The organism is Rhizobium sp. WW22, assembly GCF_047041135.1.
Lineage (GTDB): Bacteria > Pseudomonadota > Alphaproteobacteria > Rhizobiales > Rhizobiaceae > Rhizobium.
In genome coordinates this window covers 3,363,563-3,383,782 of sequence record NZ_CP178198.1, presented here as the reverse complement: position 1 = coordinate 3,383,782, position 20,220 = coordinate 3,363,563, and the positions used below count along the sequence as shown (strand labels likewise).

Genomic DNA, 20,220 nt, shown 5'->3' with positions numbered 1-20,220 from the left:
CCTCAAAAGATTGAAAAATCGCCTTTCTTTTCCACATATCAGCTTGTGATCCCGAAATCTCTCCCGATTCCATGCTCGAGGCGCGACAAATTGGACAGGCAAGGGACGAACTTTAATCCTTGCTACTCACCGACTCTAAGAAATAGAAACCTTTTAATATATGTTTGGTTTTATATAGGACGACGTCTGTGACCGATGAACGCCGGAAGATCCTGCGGGTGCTGAGCGGCGAAACGCTCACCCCTCCTCCCCTCTGGCTGATGAGACAGGCAGGTCGCTATCTACCCGAATATCGTGAAACGCGTGCGAAAGCCGGAAGTTTCCTCGATCTCTGTTATACGCCCGACTACGCTGTCGAAGTGACGCTGCAGCCGATCCGGCGTTATGGCTTCGATGCTGCCATTCTCTTCTCCGATATTCTCGTCATCCCCGATGCGCTGAAGCGGAATGTTCGCTTCACCGAGGGACATGGGCCGGAAATGGATCCAATCGACGAGACGGGTATCCTGGCTTTGAAACCAGAGGGCATTCTGGCGTATCTAGAGCCGGTCATGGAGACGGTGCGACGGCTGCGGCGGGACTTGCCCCAGGAAACCACGCTTCTTGGCTTCTGTGGAGCTCCCTGGACCGTTGCGACCTATATGATCGCCGGACACGGCACCCCGGATCAGGCTCCTGCCCGGCTGTTTGCCTATCGCTATCCTAAGGCCTTCGAACATCTGCTGATGCTGCTTGCCGAGATCTCGGCCGATTACCTCGTGGCGCAGATCGATGCCGGTGCGGATGCCGTGCAGATTTTCGATTCCTGGGCGGGCGTGCTTGGTGAGAAGGAATTCGAGGCTTTCGCCATCAAGCCCGTTGCGAAGATGATCGCGTCGATCAAGACGCGGCGGCCGCGGGCTCGGGTAATCGCCTTCGCCAAGGGAGCGGGCTATCTGCTGAAAACCTATCGGCAGAAGACCGGCGCTGATGCGATCGGGCTTGATTGGTCGGTACCGCTTGCTTTCGCGCGGGAGCTTCAGAAGGACGGCCCGGTGCAGGGCAATCTCGATCCCATGCGTGTCGTTGCCGGCGGCAAGGCGCTGGACGACGGGATCGACGATATCCTGCAGCAGCTCGGGAATGGCCCACTGATCTTCAATCTCGGGCACGGCATCACGCCCCAGGCCGATCCGGCGAACGTGGCGACGCTGGTCGAACGCGTGCGGGGATGGAGGAGCTGATGACGGTGGAAAAGCAGACGGATTCCGCGGCGGGCCAGAAGGCCGGACGGCGGGCCTATTTCATGATCCTGATCTTTGCGGCGCTGGCGATCGGGCTTTTCGCCTGGCATCCGGCCGATCTTTATCTCTGGATCAAGGCGCTGCACATCATCGCCGTGATCTCGTGGATGGCCGGCATGTTCTATCTGCCGCGGCTTTTCGTCTATCACACCGATGCCGAACCCGGCTCCCAGCAATCCGAGACGTTCAAGGTGATGGAACAGCGGCTGCTCCGCTACATCATCAACCCGGCGATGATCCTGACCTGGATTTTCGGGCTTTATCTTGCCTGGTCGGTGTATGATTTTCAGGGCGGCTGGCTGCATGCCAAGATCGGGCTTGTCTTGGTTCTCTCGGGCGTTCACGGCCATTTCAGCAGTGCGGTGCGCGCCTTCGCCCGCGACGAGAACAAGCATTCGGCGCGCTACTGGCGTGTCATGAACGAGGCGCCGACGCTTTTGATGATCGCAATCGTCATTCTCGTGGTCGTCAAGCCGTTTGCGTGAAGCGGGGCTGTATTAGGGGCGGCGTTAAATTTCTTTCATTTTGCCTGCCCCCCTTGCGGTTCAGAAAGTGAGTCGCTATTTTCCCGCCATCTTCTCTTCGTGGCATGTATCCATTCTGTCGCCCGCGAGCGCCCCTATCGCGGTTCTGAATACGAGCAACATTGCCTTTCCCCTCCTAAAAAAATGAGTAATTCCCTTCATGGCTGAAATGAAGCTTCAGGAACTGAAAAATAAATCCCCGACCGATCTCCTGGCCTTTGCCGAATCGCTCGAGGTCGAAAACGCCAGCACGATGCGCAAACAGGAACTGATGTTTGCAATTCTGAAGGAATTGGCGAGCCAAGACGTAGAAATCATCGGCGAGGGCGTCGTCGAAGTTCTGCAGGACGGCTTCGGTTTCTTGCGTTCCGCGAATGCAAACTATCTTCCCGGTCCGGACGATATCTATATCTCCCCCTCCCAGATCCGCCGCTTCTCCTTGAAGACCGGCGACACGGTCGAGGGACCGATCCGCGGACCGAAGGAAGGCGAACGTTATTTCGCGCTCCTTAAAGTCAACACCATCAATTTCGACGATCCGGAAAAGATCCGTCACAAGGTTCACTTCGATAATCTGACGCCGCTCTATCCCAATGAGCGCTTCCGCATGGAACTCGACGTACCCACGTCGAAGGATCTTTCGCCCCGCGTGATCGATCTTGTTGCACCGCTCGGCAAGGGCCAGCGCGGCCTGATCGTCGCTCCGCCGCGCACGGGTAAGACCGTCTTGCTGCAGAACATCGCCCATTCGATCACCGCCAATCATCCGGATTGCTACCTGATCGTTCTGCTGATCGACGAGCGTCCGGAAGAAGTGACTGATATGCAGCGCTCCGTCCGCGGCGAAGTCATCTCGTCGACCTTCGACGAGCCGGCCGTGCGCCACGTTCAGGTCGCCGAAATGGTCATCGAAAAGGCCAAGCGCCTCGTCGAGCACGGCCGCGACGTCGTCATCCTGCTCGATTCCATCACCCGCCTCGGCCGCGCCTACAACACCGTCGTTCCCTCCTCCGGCAAGGTCTTGACGGGTGGTGTTGACGCCAACGCCCTGCAGCGCCCGAAGCGCTTCTTCGGTGCCGCGCGTAATATCGAAGAAGGTGGTTCGCTGACGATCATCGCGACGGCCCTGATCGATACCGGCAGCCGCATGGATGAAGTGATCTTTGAAGAGTTCAAGGGTACCGGTAACTCGGAAATTGTTCTTGACCGTAAGGTCGCCGACAAGCGCATCTTCCCGGCGATGGATATCCTCAAGTCCGGTACGCGCAAGGAAGACCTTCTCGTTCCGCGTCAGGATCTGCAAAAGATCTTCGTTCTTCGCCGTATCCTCGCGCCCATGGGAACGACCGATGCGATCGAATTCCTTATCGACAAGCTCAAGCAGACGAAGAACAACCCGGATTTCTTCGATTCGATGAACACCTAACCTGCTACGGGATTGCTCCTGTCGAAGGATTATCGGCGTTGAATAGTGCTATGATCGGGCTGCGTTATGCGGCCCGATTTTGTTTTTGATGTATCGAATGTCGAAGTCAGAAATTCTTCGGCAATCGATTCGGATGCGGTTCGATCTGATGTTGGCGACAAGTGAGACAATCTATGCACTATCCAGCGGCGGCTTGCCCGCTGGAGTTGCTGTGGTGCGTATCAGCGGAAATGGAGCCTTTCGCGCGGCCAGGTCGCTTGGTGGCGCGTTGCCGATGCCACGACAAGCGGCTCTTAAAACGATTCGGACTCGTAACGGTCTAATTATCGACCGAGCTCTTGTCCTGACTTTTCCCGGTCCTGCCTCCTTCACGGGTGAGGATTGCGTGGAAATTCACGTTCATGGCGGCAAGGCGGTGGTGAACGCGCTCCTCGACGAGCTCTCGCGCTTCGAAAACTTTCGCCTAGCGGAACATGGGGAGTTCTCCCGACGAGCGCTGGAAAATGGAAAGATGGATTTGGTCGAGGTAGAAGGCCTTGCCGATCTTATCAGCGCCGAAACCGAGATGCAGCGGCGGCTCGCAATGGAGCATGCCGCCGGCGGGCTATCGGACCTCTATAACAGCTGGGCGGATCGTTTAACGCGCGCGCGTGCTCTGATCGAAGCGGAGCTGGACTTTGCCGATGAGGATGATGTCCCCGGCTCCGTATCGGATATGGTCTGGGCGGATATGAAGCAATTGCACCGCGAACTGTCTGATCATCTTGCAGGCGCCGATCTGGGCGAGATCATTCGCGACGGGCTAAAGGTGGTGATCGCGGGCCCACCCAATGCCGGCAAATCCAGCCTGATGAACGCGCTAGCGAAGCGCGAAGTGGCGATTGTCACAGACATTGCCGGGACCACCCGTGACGTGCTGCACGTCGATCTGAACATCGAGGGATATGCAGTCAAGCTCTACGATACGGCGGGGCTTCGGGAGACTAACGAGATCGTCGAGCGTGAAGGCATTCGCCGTGCGTTACGCACAGTGGCAGACGCAGATCTGGTTTTATCTCTGGCCGAAATCGGCGAGGAACCGCAACGCACCTTTCCAGGCTTTGCCGGCAAGGTGCTGACTGTCGGAACAAAATCTGATATTCACCCCGGCATTCACAATGGCTATGATATACTGATTTCGGCTGTGGACGTCGCCGGATTGAATGAGTTGCATGACCTTCTTCGGCGGGATTTGCAGGCGCGTTCGGGAATGCTGTCCCTAGCTCTTCCTAGCCGTTTGCGTCATCGCACATTGCTGACCGATAGCCTTGGTGCAGTCGCGGCAGCGCTCGCGTCCGAAGATCGAGGTCTGGATATCAGAGCGGAATACTTGCGGCAGGCGGCCACGAGCTTGGGACGAATAACCGGACGCGTCGATGTTGAAGATCTACTGGATGTGATCTTCTCAGAATTCTGCATCGGCAAATGATTCACGTGAAACAGAGAGCGGCATACCCTCGCTGAACGTTTCACGTGAAACCTTCTTGACTCCTGAAATTGGTGTGCCAAACAAACGGCACGACCGAGGGCTTGATGATGTTCGATAAAGCGTATGATGTGATTGTTGTGGGCGGTGGCCATGCCGGGAGCGAAGCTGCCGCTGCATCGGCGCGCTTGGGCGCGCGCACGGCGCTCGTGACGCATAGGCGCGAGACGATCGGTGTCATGTCCTGCAATCCCGCGATTGGCGGACTTGGCAAGGGTCACCTGGTTCGCGAAATTGACGCTCTTGACGGCTTGATGGGCCGCGTCGCGGATGCGGCGGGCATTCAATTTCGCATGCTCAATCGCAAGAAAGGCCCGGCGGTGCGCGGCCCCCGCACCCAGGCGGATCGGAAGCTGTATCGTCTGGCCATGCAGGCAGAGATCGCCGCCATCGACAATCTCGATGTTATAGAGGGTGACGCTTTCGATCTTGCCTTCGAGCACGGCCATGTGTCCGGCGTGATCTTGAAGGACGGGCGTCATATTCCCTGTGGTGCCGTCGTCCTGACAACAGGGACTTTTCTTCGCGGCCTTATTCACATCGGCGTTAAAAAAATACCGGCGGGCCGCGTCGGAGAAGAACCCTCTATGGGACTCTCGAATACGTTGCTCCGGCACGGACTGGCATTGGGTCGGTTGAAGACCGGGACACCTGCCCGGCTTGATGGTGCAACGATCGATTGGGACTCGGTCGGGCGTCAGGGTGCGGATGAAGATCCGACGCCCTTTTCCTTCATGACGGATGCTATCGTGAATCCGCAGATCGAATGCGGTGTTACCCGCACGACGCCGGAAACGCATAGAATTATTGCTGAAAACCTGAAGCGGTCGGCGATGTATTCAGGGCAGATTGAAGGTGTCGGGCCACGCTATTGTCCTTCCATAGAGGACAAGATCGTCAAGTTCGGTGAGCGCGACGGCCACCAGATCTTTCTGGAGCCAGAAGGTTTGGACGACAGCACAGTCTACCCAAACGGCATATCGACGTCCCTGCCGGAGGAGGTTCAAGAGAAGTTCATCAGGACCATTCCGGGTCTGGAACGAGTTCGCATTCTTCAACATGCTTACGCAATCGAATACGACCATGTCGATCCGCGCGAATTAAAACTGTCCCTGGAAGTGGAAAAGATTCCCGGTCTTTTTCTGGCGGGCCAGATCAATGGCACAACGGGATATGAAGAAGCTGGTGCTCAAGGGCTCGTTGCGGGACTGAATGCTGCGTGTCTAGCGGCGGGCGGCAAATCAATCGAGTTCAGTCGGACGGAATCCTATATTGGGGTGATGATTGACGATTTGACCTCACGCGGCGTCGCGGAACCTTATCGCATGTTTACATCGCGGGCGGAGTATCGTCTATCGCTGCGGGCAGACAACGCAGACGTTCGTCTGACGCCGACGGGTATTGCTGCAGGTTGCGTCGGTTCTGATCGGGCCATGCGCTTCGAGCAGTATATAAAGACTCTTGACCAGGCCCGCGATCGCTTGAAGAGCTTGACGGTGACGCCGAATGAGGCGGAACGCGTCGGAATGCATCTTAACAAGGATGGCCAACGTCGCTCGGCTTATGAGCTTCTTTCGCATCCCGGCCAGTCTATTGAAAGTCTCTCGCGCATTTGGCCGGAACTGCATTCAATGCAGCGAAAGATTGGCGAGGCGATAGAAATCGAGGCGGCCTACGCCGTTTATATGGATCGCCAGACCGCCGATATCGTTCAGGCTCGGAGAGAGGAAGAGCGTGCAATACCAACGGAATTCGACTTCTCCGTTATTTCGGGATTATCCAACGAGCTGAAGCAGAAGCTCACGGTCGCCCGCCCCAAGAATATCGCACAAGCATCACGCCTTGACGGAATGACGCCGGCTGCAATCTCTTTGCTGTTGGCTTATCTAAGGAAGTTGAGTACAGCCGAAGAGCAGAAACTCGTTTCCTGACAATACAAGGTTAGAGAGTCCATAGTATGGAATTGAACGGCGTACGTGTTTCACGTGAAACACAGGAGCGGCTGCAGCATTTTGCGCAACTCTTTCAAAAATGGGCAAAGACCATCAATCTTGTCGCACCGTCCACGATCGATGATCTCTGGCGTCGCCATATTTCCGATAGTGCGCAGATTTTCCAATTGCATCCCGTAACCGATCATTGGGTTGATTTGGGAAGCGGTGGCGGATTTCCGGGCGTGATAACTGCGATCCTGCTTGCAGAAAAAGGCGCAGGTCATGTCGATCTGGTCGAGAGCAATCAGAAGAAGGCTGCTTTTCTGCGCGTCTGCCTGCGTGAATGTGAAGCCCGCGGCGCGGTTCATGCCATTCGTATCGAAGAGGCACCCGCAGCCATCCAGAACTGCGATATGATCTCCGCTCGCGCCCTTGCGGAGCTTGAGACGTTGCTGGACTACGCAGAGCCTTGGCTCAGGCGCAATGAAAATCTCCGCCTTCTGCTGCACAAAGGCCGGGATTACGAGCGGGAGCTTCAGAAAGCCCGTGGTCGTTGGCAATTCGATCTGGTAAAACATCAGAGTGTCGTTGAGCGAGATTCGGTTATTTTGGAATTCAGCCACCTTCGACGCCTGATTTAACCATAATTGGATATGCGGCAGATGATCGGCGAGCGAAACCGGATTATTACCATCGCAAATCAAAAGGGCGGCGTCGGTAAGACGACGACTGCAATCAACCTCGCGACGGCCCTTGCCGCCATTGGCGAGCGTGTCCTGATCGTCGATCTTGATCCGCAGGGCAATGCCAGCACGGGTTTGGGTATTGAACGGCGCGATCGCAAATTGTCTTCCTATGATCTGCTCGTCGGTAGCCACGGTATCATGGACACGGTGCAGGAAACGGCCGTACCGAATCTCTTTATTGTGCCGTCGACGATGGATCTGCTCGGGATTGAGATGGAGATTGCGCAGCAATCTGATCGCGTCTTCAAGCTGCGCCGTGCGTTGAATACGCCGGATGCCCTCTCCTTTTCCTATATTCTCGTTGATTGCCCGCCCTCGTTCAATCTCCTGACGATGAACGCGATGGCTGCGGCACATTCCGTTCTGGTGCCGTTACAATGCGAATTTTTCGCCCTGGAAGGCCTTAGTCAATTGCTGGAGACGGTCGATCAGGTTCGGCGGACGGTCAATCCATCCCTGGACATCCAGGGGATCGTGCTAACCATGTTCGATTCCCGCAATAATCTAGCGCAGCAAGTGGTGAGCGACGTACGGACCCATCTGGGCGAGAAGGTCTACCACACGTTGATTCCACGCAACGTGCGCGTGTCCGAGGCGCCTTCCTATGGCAAGCCAGCCATTCTTTATGATCTTAAGTGCGCAGGCAGTCAGGCCTATCTCCAGCTGGCTTCCGAAGTCATTCAAAGAGAGCGGCAGCGGAAAGCTGCCGCCTGATATCTAGTATTTGTTTCAGGGTGAGTATCGGCAATGAATGATGATCTTTCGAAGCGGCGCCTTGGGCGCGGACTGGCGGCTCTCATCGGGGAGATGGATCAGCCGACGCCCGTAGATGCAAGCCGCCCGGCAGTTAATCCCGATCGCTTGGTCCCGATCGAATTCATCAGCCGCAACCCGCGCAATCCTCGCCGCTATTTCGACGAGACCGAGTTGCATGATCTTGCCAGCTCCATTCGCCAACATGGCATCGTACAGCCGGTCGTAGTTCGCACCACCTCGGTTGATCGCTATGAGATCATTGCCGGTGAACGGCGCTGGCGGGCGGCGCAGCTTGCCGGTCTGATCGAAATTCCAGTGATCGTTCGCGATGTCGATGACAAGACAGCGCTTGAGATCGCCATTGTCGAGAATGTGCAGCGAGCTGATCTCAATCCCCTGGAAGAGGCGCTGGGTTACGAGCAGCTGATTGCCGAACACGGCTATACGCAAAACGATCTCGGCGAAATCATCGGCAAGAGCCGCAGCCATGTCGCCAACTCTCTGCGTTTGTTGAAGCTCCCCGACCCGGTGCGTGATATGCTTGCCGCGGGTTCGCTTTCCGCCGGCCACGCCCGCGCCCTGGTTTCAACCTCCGATCCGACAGGGCTTGCGAGAACAGTTGTTTCAAAGGGCATGTCGGTTCGCGACGCCGAGCGTCTCGCGCAGAACGACATTAAGGCTCAGAATGACCCCCGCCCCGCCGGCGCGCGCAGGGATGAAAAGGATTCCGATACGCTGGCGCTCGAGCGCACACTGTCGGACACGCTCGGGCTGGATGTCTCGATCAATCACCGCGGCAATGGCGGGCAGGTGAAGATCAGCTATAAGACGCTAGAGCAGCTCGAGGAAATCTGCCGGCTGCTGGAGCGCCGGTAACATAAAGAAAATGCAATAAGAACAATATATTAGCGGAGATCTCTGGCTTTTTCCGAGCTTTTCGCGCGTTTGATTCCCGTGAAACATCAGCCCTTGCGGGCTGATTGGAGAGTGGTCGCAAGCAGCGTTTGCGTTGCGATCGTATCTTCGAGGCTGGCGCGCTGACGTGTCTGCAGAATGGCCATTTGCAGCCTGTTCATCTCGCGGGCAATGGCGGGAGCGTTCCAGCTTTTCAGCGCCTGCTCGATCACGGGCTTTCGTCTGAAATGGAGATGGCGCCCATGCGTCTGCATGACCTGAGCGGGTGCGAGGCGCTTTTCATCCATCTCGGCCCGCATCGTGTCAAGCATCTGAAACTGCCTCAGACAGCCTTGCAGTACGAGAAACATCGGCGTTTTGGACGAGGCGATTTTCTGCATGGCATGCAGAAAGGCGCCGGAATCCCCTTTTAGAATAGCATCAACGGCATCGTCGGTGGAAATGGCGCTGGCATCGCCAATAATTTCAATCACGTGCTCTTCTTCGATCGTCCCCTCCCGCGGCAGTAAAGCGCGAGCTTGCGCACTTCGTTGCGCGAGGCGATGCGGTCGCCACCGAGAAGTTCGAGCAGCGCCTGGCGGGCAGCAGATGAGATGCGCAGGCCTTCATTTGCCAATTCGGTGTCGATCAGATTGTTGAGGGCTCTTGCGTCATCGGCATAGCAGGGAATGGTCGCGACAGCTCGAGCCGGCTCTGCCACCTTGCGCAATCCCGATCCCTTCTTGAGATCGCCAGCCTCGACGATGACAAAACTGGCATCGGGCGGATTGTCCGCGATGATCTGCAGCGCATCGACCAGCGCCTTCTCATTGGCGGCGCCGCGAATCCAGACGAGCTTTTCGCCGCCGAACAGGCCGATCGCGTTGACTTCGTCAAGCAGGCGGCCAGCGTCATTCTGCAGGTCGCCGACGTCAAGCTTTATGAGGGAAAATGCGTCTTTGAGATCGACGCCCGTCTTGCCGGCAATCTGCGCGGCGCGTTCGGAAACGAGACCGCGATCCGGACCATAGATCACGAAGATCCGGTAATTGCGCGCGGCATTTTGCAGGAATCCGTCAAATTCATGAGACTTGATTTCTGCCATGCCGCGCTCTCTATCAGCGGCTGAGCGCAGCGCCGATGTCGGCTGCTACCATCTCGGCGACTTCGCGGGCGGCACGGTCTTCCGAATCACGGATTGCGCGCTGCTTGGCAAATTCCTGCGTCGGGAAGTCGACCAGCGAAGTTACCGCACGGCTACCGGACTTGATGACCTTGCCGGTGCTGATCTCCTTCAATGTGAAGGAGGCGGTCACAGTCGTGCGGCCTGCGGCCGACGTACTCGAAGACGGCAGATAAAGCACGCCGCCGGTGCCGGAGCTGACGCTCAGGTCGACACTGTATTTCGGCGTCTTGGTCTCCCCTGCACCGCGCCCGGCGATGAAGATCAGCTGGTTGCGCACCTGGAGGCCCACGCGCGTGTTGACATCAGAGAAGGAAACTTCCGACAGCTTCTGCGTAACGCCCGTGCTGACGGCATAGAGCGGCCGAACCTGACATGCAGACAAGAGGCCGGCAACGGCCACCAGAGAGGCAACGCCGGCCATGCGGGCGAATTTGAAAAGTCTATCAGACGACAATGTTTACGATCCTCTGTGGAACGACGATGATCTTCTTTGGCGCCTGACCATTCAATGCGCTTGTAACGGCGTCCAGGGCGAGCACGGCCTGTTGCACGGCATTCTGATCTGCATCGCGCGCGATTGTCAATTCGGCGCGCTTCTTGCCGTTGATCTGAACGGGATAAACGATCTCGTTCTCGATCACGAGCGCCTCGTCATAAACGGGCCATGGGCTGGTTGCGACCATGTTGACGTTGCCAAGCGCAGCGGAGCATTCCTCGGCCAGATGCGGCGTGATTGGCGCGACCAGCGCAATCAGAATTTCCACGGCTTCGCGAACGGCAGAGCGATAGGCGCTATCGGCCTGACCGGCTGCGACCTTGCCGAGCGGTGCCGCCAGCGCATTGACGAATTCATAAATGCGCGCCACGGCCTTGTTGAAGGCGAGCTTGTCGTAATCGCCCTGAACCGCCTTCAACGTGCGGTGGGCGATCTGCGAAATCGCCAGGGCTTCGCCTTCCTTAGCCGGCGCAGGTTCGACCGCCTTCAGGACATCGGCGGCTTCGGAGACCAGGCGCCACATGCGCTGGGTGAAACGATGTGCGCCTTCGACGCCGGCTTCCGACCAGATGACATCGCGATCGGGCGGCGAATCGGAGAGCACGAAGAAGCGTGCCGTATCAGCGCCATAGGAGGCGATGATATCGTCGGGGTCGACGACGTTCTTCTTCGATTTCGACATCTTCTCGATCGAACCGATGGCGATGTCTTCACCTGATGACAGCAGTGTGGCGCGGCGCTGGCCGTCGACTTCCTCGATCCTGATATCGGCCGGCGACACCCATTCGCGCGTCAGGCCGCTGCCGCGGCTATAGGTTTCGTGCACGACCATGCCTTGCGTGAACAAGCCCTTGAAAGGCTCCTTCACGTCAAGATGGCCGGTTTCGCGCATGGCGCGGGTAAAGAAGCGCGAATAGAGCAGGTGCAGGATCGCGTGTTCGATACCGCCGATATACTGGTCGACAGGCAGCCAGTGATTGGCGGCCTTCGGATCCGTCGGCTGATTTTCCCAGGGAGCGGTGAAGCGGGCGTAATACCAGCTCGAATCGACGAAAGTATCCATCGTATCGGTTTCACGGCGGGCATCCTTGCCGCATTGCGGGCAGGCGACATGCCGCCAGCTGGCGTGCCGGTCGAGCGGATTGCCCGGCTGGTCGAAAGTCACGTCGTCGGGCAGCTTGACCGGCAGATCCTTCTTCGGCACCGGCAGCACGCCGCAGTCATCGCAATGGATGACCGGGATCGGGCAGCCCCAGTAACGCTGACGGGAGATGCCCCAATCGCGCAGGCGGAAATTCACCTTGCGCTCAGCCTGTGGCGTGTTGCCGAGGCTCGTCTCAGAGAGCTTCGTCGCCACCGTCTGGAAGGCTTCCTCGGTGCTCATGCCGTCAAGGAAGCGCGAATTGATCATCACGCCATCGCCGTCATAGGCGACGTCGCCGACGGCAAAGCTCGCTGCATCGCCATCAACGGGCATGACGACGGGAACGACCGGCAGGCCGTACTTGCGGGCGAAATCCAGGTCGCGCTGGTCGCCGGATGGGCAGCCGAAGATTGCGCCCGTGCCATAATCCATCAGCACGAAATTGGCGATGTAGACCGGCAGCTCCCAGGATGCGTCAAAGGGATGGTGGACGCGGATGCCCGTGTCCATGCCCTTCTTCTCGGCGGTTTCGAGTGCTGCCAGCGAGGTGCCGGCGCGGCGGCATTCCTCACAGAAAGCCTCGATGGCCGGATCCTTGGCAGCCGCTTCCTTGGCGAGCGGATGGTCGGCCGAGATCGCCAGGAAGGAGGCGCCGAACAGCGTATCGGGACGGGTGGTGTAAACGGTGATCTCGCGATCGCTGTTGGGAGCTGTTTCGGCCACGATTTCCCAGCGAACCGTCAGGCCCTCGGAGCGGCCGATCCAGTTCTTCTGCATCAGCCGCACTTTTTCCGGCCAATGGTCGAGCGTATCCAGAGCATCCAGCAGTTCCTGGCTGAACTCTGTGATCTTGAAAAACCACTGCGTCAGCTCGCGCTGCTCGACCAGAGCGCCCGAGCGCCAGCCGCGGCCGTCGATGACCTGCTCATTGGCGAGAACGGTATTGTCAACCGGGTCCCAGTTGACCTTGGACTTCTTGCGGTAGACCAGGCCCTTCTCCATCATGTCGATGAAGAGCATCTGCTGACGGTGATAATAATCGACGTCGCAGGTCGCGAACTCGCGGCTCCAGTCGAGCGACAGCCCCATGGCCTTCAGCTGGGTGCGCATGGAGGCGATGTTCTGGTAGGTCCATTCCTTCGGATGCACTTTATTGTCGCGTGCGGCGTTTTCCGCCGGCATGCCGAAGGCGTCCCAGCCCATCGGATGCAGCACGTTATAGCCGCGGGCGCGCTTGTAGCGGGCAACGACATCGCCCATGGCGTAGTTACGCACATGGCCCATATGGATGCGGCCCGACGGATAGGGAAACATCTCTAGGACGTAATATTTCTCACGCGGATCGGCATTGTCTGTCACGAAGACCTTCTCTTCGTTCCATTTTTCCTGCCAGCGGGGCTCGGCATCGCGCGGATTATAACGTTCGCTAGTCATCTGTTCTTGTATTCCGGAAAATCATGGGGAGTAAGGCGTGACCTTCACCACGAAACCACCCAAGCGTCAAGTTTAGCAGCCGCAGCAAGTGCCTTATCTTGCAATGCAAAGCCGGATTCGGTCGCATTCGCCCTTGGCAAAGCCTGCGAGCCTCATTACTGCAAAGTTTGAGAAGCAAGCCAAATATCGAGGCGAGAAGATGGAACTTCAAGAGCGCTTGGACGAAGTCCGTTCCCATATCGCGGCTGCCGAGCGTCAGGCCGGCCGAGCTGCCGGCTCTGTGCAGCTCGTTGCCGTTTCCAAGACCTTCGATGCCGATCAGATCCGCCCGGCGATTTCGGCCGGCCAGCGGGTGTTTGGCGAAAACCGCGTGCAGGAGAGCCAGGGGAAGTGGCCGGAGCTGAAGACCGAAACGCCCGGGATTGAACTGCATCTAATCGGGCCGCTGCAATCGAACAAGGCCGCAGACGCCGTGGCGCTGTTCGACGTGATCGAAACCATTGACCGGGAAAAGATCGCGCGGGCCATTGCCGATGAAATCAAGCGACAGGGCAAGGCCATTCGGCTCTACGTGCAGGTCAATACCGGGTTAGAGCCGCAAAAGGCGGGTATCGCGCCCGACGATACGGCCAGTTTCGTCGATCTCTGCCGTAAGGAGCTCGGGCTTTCCATAGACGGCCTGATGTGCATCCCGCCCGCCGACGAAAATCCGGGGCCGCATTTTGCCCTGCTTGCAAAGCTCGCCAAGCAGGCCGGCGTCGAAAAGCTCTCGATGGGCATGTCGAGCGATTATGAAATCGCGGTTGCCTTCGGCGCGACCAGTGTTCGCGTCGGCTCGGCGATTTTCGGCGCGCGATAGGTTAAAAAAGCTCTGGCCGTTACTTTTTCCTGCGTTGTGCAGGATGGACGAGGTGGCGTAGCTGCACCATCGCCATCGGTGTCGATAGGCTTGCGGAATCGACAGCCAGCGTCAGCTCGTTGCTGCCGCGCTTGACGGCTCGTGCCAGCACCTCGAAGACGCTGGCCGTCGTCAGCTGCAATGCCCGCTCCTCATCCATCCCCGAAAGCAGGCGCGACAGGAAGACGGCAGACAGGAGATCGCCGAGCCCATTCGGTGCGCCTTCGACGCTGCGATGCTCGGCAAGCAGTGCGTTTCGGCCGCTGAGATAGAGGTTCCCGATACCACCGGCCATCATCGGAACGGCGGACGTCACCAGCATGCGCGACGGTCCAAGCGCGAGCGCCGCCTCCATGATGGCGTTGTTATCCTCGAGCGGCGCTCCCGCCAGCCAGGCAAGCTCATAGCGGTTCGGCGTTGCGAGTGACGCCAGCGGGATCAGGTGGTCGCGGATCGCTTCCGCCGTCGCCTGCGGCACATAGAGCCCGCCGGCATCGCCGATGACGGGATCACAGGCATAGAGAATATCCGGGTTTTTCTCCCGCAGAGCCGTCACCAGCCGGGCGACGGCATACGCCTGGGCGGCGTTGCCGAAGTAGCCCGATAGGACGGCCTTGACCTCGGAAAGCCAGGGTGCGGCGATAAGATCGTCAATCGCATGGTCGAAATCGGCTTCGTTGAAGGTTAGCCGCGTCGAGCGGCCATGGCCAGGGTGCCATGGCAGAACGATGGTCGGCAGCGCCCAGACCGGATGGCCGAGTGTTTCCAGAGCAAAGACTGCAGCGCGATTGCCAACGGACCCTCGAACGACATGACTGGAAATGACGATAACGGCGCCGGCCGACACTTGCGACATGATTGTGCTTTCAGTTCAGGGCTTCAAACTGCAACGGCGCAAGTTGATGATCCCTTTCGCGGCACTCTGTCAACCGCCCTTCACAGAGTCATGAAAACCTCTGTTGACGGGTCGATTCCGCCAATTTCTCGCCGATGAAGCCTGTTTTTCATCAACATCGCCGTTTTCGGCAAGTTTTTTGAAAAAACCGACCAAAATCAGTCCGAAACGAATCAAATTCGCATTCTTTTTGCCAGTTTTTTCGCTAGACCTTCTGCTACTGTCGTCCAAATTCGAAAATCGGGAGGAATTTCATGGCGCCCAAGACCAATCCGAAACGGGAAAAACAGATCGAGGCGGCACGCAAGATTGCGGCGGCGACAGGCGAGGCACATCTCGATCCCGAAATCCTGTTTGGCCGGGCGAGCAATGACGACATCGAGCTTTACAGCCCGGAGATGCTGGCACTTGCCGCGGCGCATGCGGCCAAGGAACTCGAAGCCTGGAGCGCCACGTCCCCCCGCGTCAGCATCGAGCAGGTCGGCGGTATCGAACCCGATGGCGTTGCCGTCTCGATCCTTTCGATCACCGACCACAATATGCCCTTCCTTTATGAATCGATCATGGGCGAAGTGACCAGCAGCTATCGCGATCTCTATATGGCGGTTCATCCGATCCTGGTCATCGAGAAGGGTAAGGAGCCGAGCCTTTATTCCGCCGATCGCCCGAGCGATCCGGCCCATCGGGTCAGCCATATCCAGCTTCATCTCTCGCCCCTGACGACAGCGCAGTCGACCGATCTGACCAAGCGGATCCAGACCGTGCTCGATCAGACGCATCTTGCCGTTTCCGACTGGAAGCCGATGCTGTCGCGCCTCGATACCGTGATATCGGAACTATCAACCTATGAGGCTGCCGGCCGCCGCAAGAATGACCGCGATGAAGCGCTTGCCTTCCTTGCCTGGCTACGCGACGGCAATTTCACCTTTCTCGGCATGCGCGAATATGTCTATTCCGGCAAGGGCGCCAACGCCAAGGTCGAGCGGGATCGCGGTACCGGCCTTGGCATTCTCTCCAATCCGGATGTTCGCGTTCTCCGGCAGGGCAAGGACGCCGTCACCACGACGCCGGAAATCCTCGCCTTCCTCGACGGCCCGGATTTCCTGATCGTCACCAAGGCCAACGTCAAGTCGATCGTCCACCGCCGTGCCTATATGGATTATGTCGGCGTCAAGCGTTTCGATGCTGATGGCAATGTCACTGGCGAGCTGCGCATCGTCGGCCTCTTCACATCGACGGCGTATACGAGCGCTGCCACCGAAGTGCCGTTGCTGCGCTCGAAGGTGCAGAAGGTCAAGGATCACTTCGGCTTCGATCCCACAAGCCACTCGGGTCGCACGCTCGAAAACACGCTGGAATCCTATCCCCGCGACGATCTCTTCCAGATCGACACCTTGTTGCTGGCAAGCTTCGCCGAGCAGATCAACGACCTGACCGATCGGCCGCGCGTACGCGTTTTGCCGCGCATCGATCATTTCGACCGCTTCGTCTCCGTCATCGTCTATGTCCCGCGCGAGGAATATGATTCCGTCGTTCGTGAAAAGATCGGCAATTATCTGAAGACCGTCTATGACGGCCGCGTGTCCGCCTATTACCCCGCCTTCCCGGAAGGCGGAGTGGCGCGCGTGCATTTCATTATCGGCCGCAGCGCCGGAAAGACGCCGCATGTTCCGCAAGCCAAGCTCGAAGAAGCGATTCGCGCCATAACAGCCCGCTGGGACGAACGCTTTGCCACGCTGGCAGGTCCAAAGGCGCCGAACATTTCCGTCAGCCAGGCCTTCCAGGAAGCCTTCTCGCCGGAAGACGCCTTTGCCGATCTGCCTGATATCATTGCCACGGCCAGCACCGAGCCGATCCGCATCGCCTTCTATATCCGCAAGGATGAAGCGGGTGACATTCTCTCGCTGAAGATCTTCCATGGCGACGGCAACCTGGCGCTGTCGCGCCGCGTGCCGCTGCTCGAAAATCTCGGTTTCAACGTTATCAGCGAGCGCACCTTCGATATCTACGTCACGGCCAAAGACGGCTCGACCGGCCATGTCGTCCTCCACGACATGGAACTCGAAACCCGCAGCGGCATGACGATCGATCTCGCTCGCCACGGCGCTGCCCTTGAAGAAGCCTTCCTCGCCGCCTTCGGCGGCACGATCGACAATGACGCTTTCAACCGGCTGATCGTCTCCGCCGATCTCTCCGCTCGCGAAACCAACGTGTTGCGCGCCTATTCTCGCTATCTGCGCCAGGCCGGTATTGCCTATTCGCAGGATTATATCGCCTCTACCCTGGATAAATATCCCGGGATCGCCGCCTCGCTCTTCCGCCTGTTTCACGACACGCTCGATCCAAAGCTCAGCGACAAGAGCCGCACGAAGAGGCTCCCGGAACTGCATGCTGCCATCGAAACCAAGCTTGCCGACGTACCGAGTCTCGATGACGACCGCATCCTGCGCCGTTACGTCAACGCCATCGACGCGACACTGCGCACCAGTTACTTCCAGAAAAATGCGGACGGCACGCCTAAGGCCATGCTTGCCTTCAAGCTCGATCCGAAGCTGCTCGACGGCCTGCCCGAACCCCGGCCCTTCCGTGAAATCTTCGTCTACGGCGTCGAGGTGGAAGGCGTGCACCTGCGCTTCGGCAAGGTGGCGCGCGGCGGCCTGCGCTGGTCGGATCGCGCTGAAGACTATCGCACTGAAGTGTTGGGCCTCGTGAAGGCGCAGCAGGTCAAGAACGCCGTCATCGTGCCTGTTGGCGCCAAGGGCGGCTTCTATCCGAAGAAGCTCCCGGTCAGCGGCAGCCGCGACGAGATCTTCAATGCCGGCCGCGAAGCTTACAAGACCTATATCCGCACGCTGCTGTCGATCACGGACAACATTTCCGGCGCCGATATTATCCCGCCGGCCGATACGGTCCGGCTCGATGGCGACGACCCCTATTTCGTCGTCGCCGCCGACAAGGGCACGGCCACCTTCTCCGACACCGCCAATGCCCTGGCGCAGGAAGCCGGCTTCTGGCTCGACGATGCCTTTGCGTCAGGCGGCTCGGCCGGCTACGACCACAAGAAGATGGGCATCACCGCCCGCGGCGCCTGGGAAACCGTGAAGCGCCACTTCCGCGAGATGGACATCGACATCCAGACGACGCCTTTCAACGTCGTCGGCGTCGGCGACATGTCCGGTGATGTCTTCGGCAACGGCATGCTGCTCTCTCCGAAGATCCGCCTGCTTGCCGCTTTCGACCATCGTGACATCTTCATCGATCCCGATCCGGACATGGACAAGACGCTCGCCGAGCGGCAACGCCTGTTCGATCTGCCGCGCTCGAGCTGGCAGGACTTCGACAAGTCCGTTCTGTCGAAGGGCGCGATGATCATTTCCCGATCGGCAAAATCGGTCACGCTGACGCCGGAGGCGGTCGCAGCCATTGGCATCGACAAGTCGGTCGCAACCCCCTTCGAGATCATGACGGCGATCCTCAAGGCACCTGTCGACCTCCTGTGGTTCGGCGGCATCGGCACTTACGTCAAGGCGCCGTCCGAAACTGATTCGGAAGTCGGCGACCGCGCCAACGATCCGATCCGCATTACGGCTGAGGAAGTCCGCGCCAGGGTCATCGGCGAGGGCGCCAATCTCGGTGTTACGCAGAAGGGCCGCATCGCCTATGGCCTGAAGGGCGGGCGCTGCAACTCCGACGCCATCGACAACTCCGCCGGCGTTAACACTTCCGACGTCGAGGTCAACATCAAGATAGCGCTTGCCAACGCAATGCATGACGGCCGGCTGACCCGCGCCAAGCGCGATACGCTGCTTGCCTCCATGACCGACGAGGTGGCTTCGCTCGTCCTGCGTAACAACTATCTGCAATCCCTGGCGATCTCGCTGACCGAGCGCAAGGGCACCGGCAACGGCCTGGAACTCAGCCGCTTCATGAGCGTGCTGGAAGCGGCCAAGCAGCTCAACCGCAAGGTCGAGACCCTGCCCGACGACCAGACCTTCGCCGAGCGTTATGCCAACGGACGTCCGTTGACCCGCGCTGAAATCGGCGTGCTGCTCTCCTACGCCAAGATCGTTCTCTTCGACGCGATTGTCGCCAGCACCTTGCCCGACGACCCCTATTTCGCCGCCACGCTCAGCCGCTATTTTCCGGCCAAGATGCAGCGTTCGAACGCCACCGATATCGAAAGCCATCGCCTGCGCCGCGAAATCATCGGCACGGCGCTTGCCAACGAAGCGATCAATCGCGGCGGACCAGGCTTTGCGGTCAGCATGATGGATGCGACGGCGGCATCGGCTGCCGAGGTGGTGAAAGCCGCCGTCATCGCTCGCGACGGCTTCGACCTCGACCGGGTCTGGAACGAGACGGATGCGCTTGATGGTAAGGTCGGCGGCCAGATGCAGAACCGCGTCTATGGTGAGATCACCGAAGTCTATACCGTGCTGACGCGGCTCCTGTTGAAGACCGGGGCCGCCAAGGGTGAAATCGAGGAAACCGTTAGCCGGCTTCGCGCAGCTTTGAAGAAACTGCGACCTGTCTTCCTGACGCATATTCCGGCGGATTTCGCCGCGGAGATCGCCGCGCGCGAAGCGGAATATCAGGCTGCCGGCCTGCCGGAGAAGCTCGCTTCGGAGATCGCGACGATCTATGCGCTCGTCCTCGTGCCTGAGATCATGCAGATCGCCGAGCGCACCGGCGACACGTTGAACCGGGCGGCTGAAAGCTACTTCACCGTCTCTCAAACCTTCCGCGTCGGCCGCCTGTTGCTGGCCGGCAGCCGGATCGTGACAGGCGATCACTATGAGAGCCTCGCCTTGGCACGCAGCCTCGATCAGATCGCCGGCGCCCGCCGAGATATCGTCATCTCCGCATTGTCCAACCATCCGAAGGACAAGCAGCCGGTTCAGGCATGGCATGCGGAAGACCGTATCCGCATCAATCGCATCGCCGAGGAGCTCGGCGGCCTCAGCGAAAGCGGCGATCCAAACCTCGCCCGCATCACCGTCGCCGCCGGCCTGCTTAGCGATCTTGCGAACGGCCGGGCAAGGTGACACAGTCCGCCCCGACCGCTTGATGCGGTAACGG

13 protein-coding genes and 1 pseudogene are annotated in these 20,220 nt (G+C 58.8%); 10 read left to right on the top strand and 4 right to left on the bottom strand.

Annotated elements, in window-relative coordinates; genetic code table 11:
• Positions 1–188 precede the first annotated feature (188 nt).
• The 8 genes from hemE to ACK83U_RS16420 all read left to right on the top strand — a co-directional run bounded on the left by hemE (position 189) and on the right by ACK83U_RS16420 (position 9,070).
• On the top strand, positions 189–1,223 hold the full coding sequence (gene hemE / locus ACK83U_RS16455; protein ID WP_112606944.1) for a uroporphyrinogen decarboxylase: 1,035 nt from the start codon (positions 189–191) through the stop codon (positions 1,221–1,223).
• The gene (hemJ, locus tag ACK83U_RS16450) at positions 1,223–1,768 is read left to right on the top strand and encodes a protoporphyrinogen oxidase HemJ (RefSeq protein WP_181476394.1); all 546 of its coding nucleotides are present in this window, start codon (positions 1,223–1,225) and stop codon (positions 1,766–1,768) included. Before hemE ends, hemJ begins: the two co-directional genes overlap by 1 nt.
• Positions 1,769–1,967: 199 nt before the next feature.
• Positions 1,968–3,233, top strand: a complete 1,266-nt coding sequence (gene rho / locus ACK83U_RS16445) for a transcription termination factor Rho (protein WP_015341775.1) — start codon at positions 1,968–1,970, stop codon at positions 3,231–3,233.
• Positions 3,234–3,330: 97 nt separating this feature from the next.
• On the top strand, positions 3,331–4,701 hold the full coding sequence (gene mnmE / locus ACK83U_RS16440; protein WP_412474679.1) for a tRNA uridine-5-carboxymethylaminomethyl(34) synthesis GTPase MnmE: 1,371 nt from the start codon (positions 3,331–3,333) through the stop codon (positions 4,699–4,701).
• Positions 4,702–4,808: 107 nt separating this feature from the next.
• The gene (gene mnmG, locus ACK83U_RS16435) at positions 4,809–6,689 is read left to right on the top strand and encodes a tRNA uridine-5-carboxymethylaminomethyl(34) synthesis enzyme MnmG (protein ID WP_112607062.1); all 1,881 of its coding nucleotides are present in this window, start codon (positions 4,809–4,811) and stop codon (positions 6,687–6,689) included.
• Positions 6,690–6,715: 26 nt separating this feature from the next.
• Positions 6,716–7,333, top strand: coding sequence for a 16S rRNA (guanine(527)-N(7))-methyltransferase RsmG (gene rsmG, locus ACK83U_RS16430; protein ID WP_112606942.1), 618 nt, complete (start codon positions 6,716–6,718; stop codon positions 7,331–7,333).
• A gap of 21 nt (positions 7,334–7,354) precedes the next feature.
• A complete protein-coding gene (locus ACK83U_RS16425) occupies positions 7,355–8,152 on the top strand; it encodes a ParA family protein (RefSeq protein ID WP_015341771.1) in 798 nt (265 codons plus the stop codon).
• A gap of 33 nt (positions 8,153–8,185) precedes the next feature.
• On the top strand, positions 8,186–9,070 hold the full coding sequence (locus ACK83U_RS16420) for a ParB/RepB/Spo0J family partition protein (protein ID WP_112338614.1): 885 nt from the start codon (positions 8,186–8,188) through the stop codon (positions 9,068–9,070).
• 86 nt (positions 9,071–9,156) lie between these two features.
• Here the strand turns inward: ACK83U_RS16420 and holA are convergent.
• The 3 genes and pseudogenes from holA to leuS form a co-directional block, all read right to left on the bottom strand.
• A pseudogene (gene holA / locus ACK83U_RS16415) lies at positions 9,157–10,193 on the bottom strand (DNA polymerase III subunit delta).
• Between the two features lie 13 nt (positions 10,194–10,206).
• Entirely contained in the window at positions 10,207–10,728 is a 522-nt protein-coding gene (gene lptE, locus ACK83U_RS16410) for an LPS assembly lipoprotein LptE (protein WP_112606938.1), read from the bottom strand.
• Positions 10,718–13,348, bottom strand: coding sequence for a leucine--tRNA ligase (gene leuS / locus ACK83U_RS16405; RefSeq protein ID WP_112606936.1), 2,631 nt, complete (start codon positions 13,346–13,348; stop codon positions 10,718–10,720). The genes lptE and leuS overlap by 11 nt, the downstream gene beginning before the upstream one ends.
• Positions 13,349–13,547: 199 nt before the next feature.
• Here leuS and ACK83U_RS16400 point away from each other — a divergent pair, with 199 nt between their 5' ends.
• Complete coding sequence (locus tag ACK83U_RS16400; protein ID WP_112606934.1) at positions 13,548–14,207, top strand: YggS family pyridoxal phosphate-dependent enzyme; 660 nt, start codon at positions 13,548–13,550, stop codon at positions 14,205–14,207.
• A gap of 19 nt (positions 14,208–14,226) precedes the next feature.
• On the opposite strand, the gene pdxY is transcribed toward ACK83U_RS16400, so the two are convergent.
• Positions 14,227–15,102, bottom strand: a complete 876-nt coding sequence (gene pdxY, locus ACK83U_RS16395) for a pyridoxal kinase PdxY (protein ID WP_112606932.1) — start codon at positions 15,100–15,102, stop codon at positions 14,227–14,229.
• Between the two features lie 293 nt (positions 15,103–15,395).
• On the opposite strand from pdxY, the gene ACK83U_RS16390 reads away from it, so the two are divergent.
• A complete protein-coding gene (locus tag ACK83U_RS16390; RefSeq protein WP_112606930.1) occupies positions 15,396–20,186 on the top strand; it encodes an NAD-glutamate dehydrogenase in 4,791 nt (1,596 codons plus the stop codon).
• The last annotated feature ends 34 nt before the right edge of the window (positions 20,187–20,220 follow it).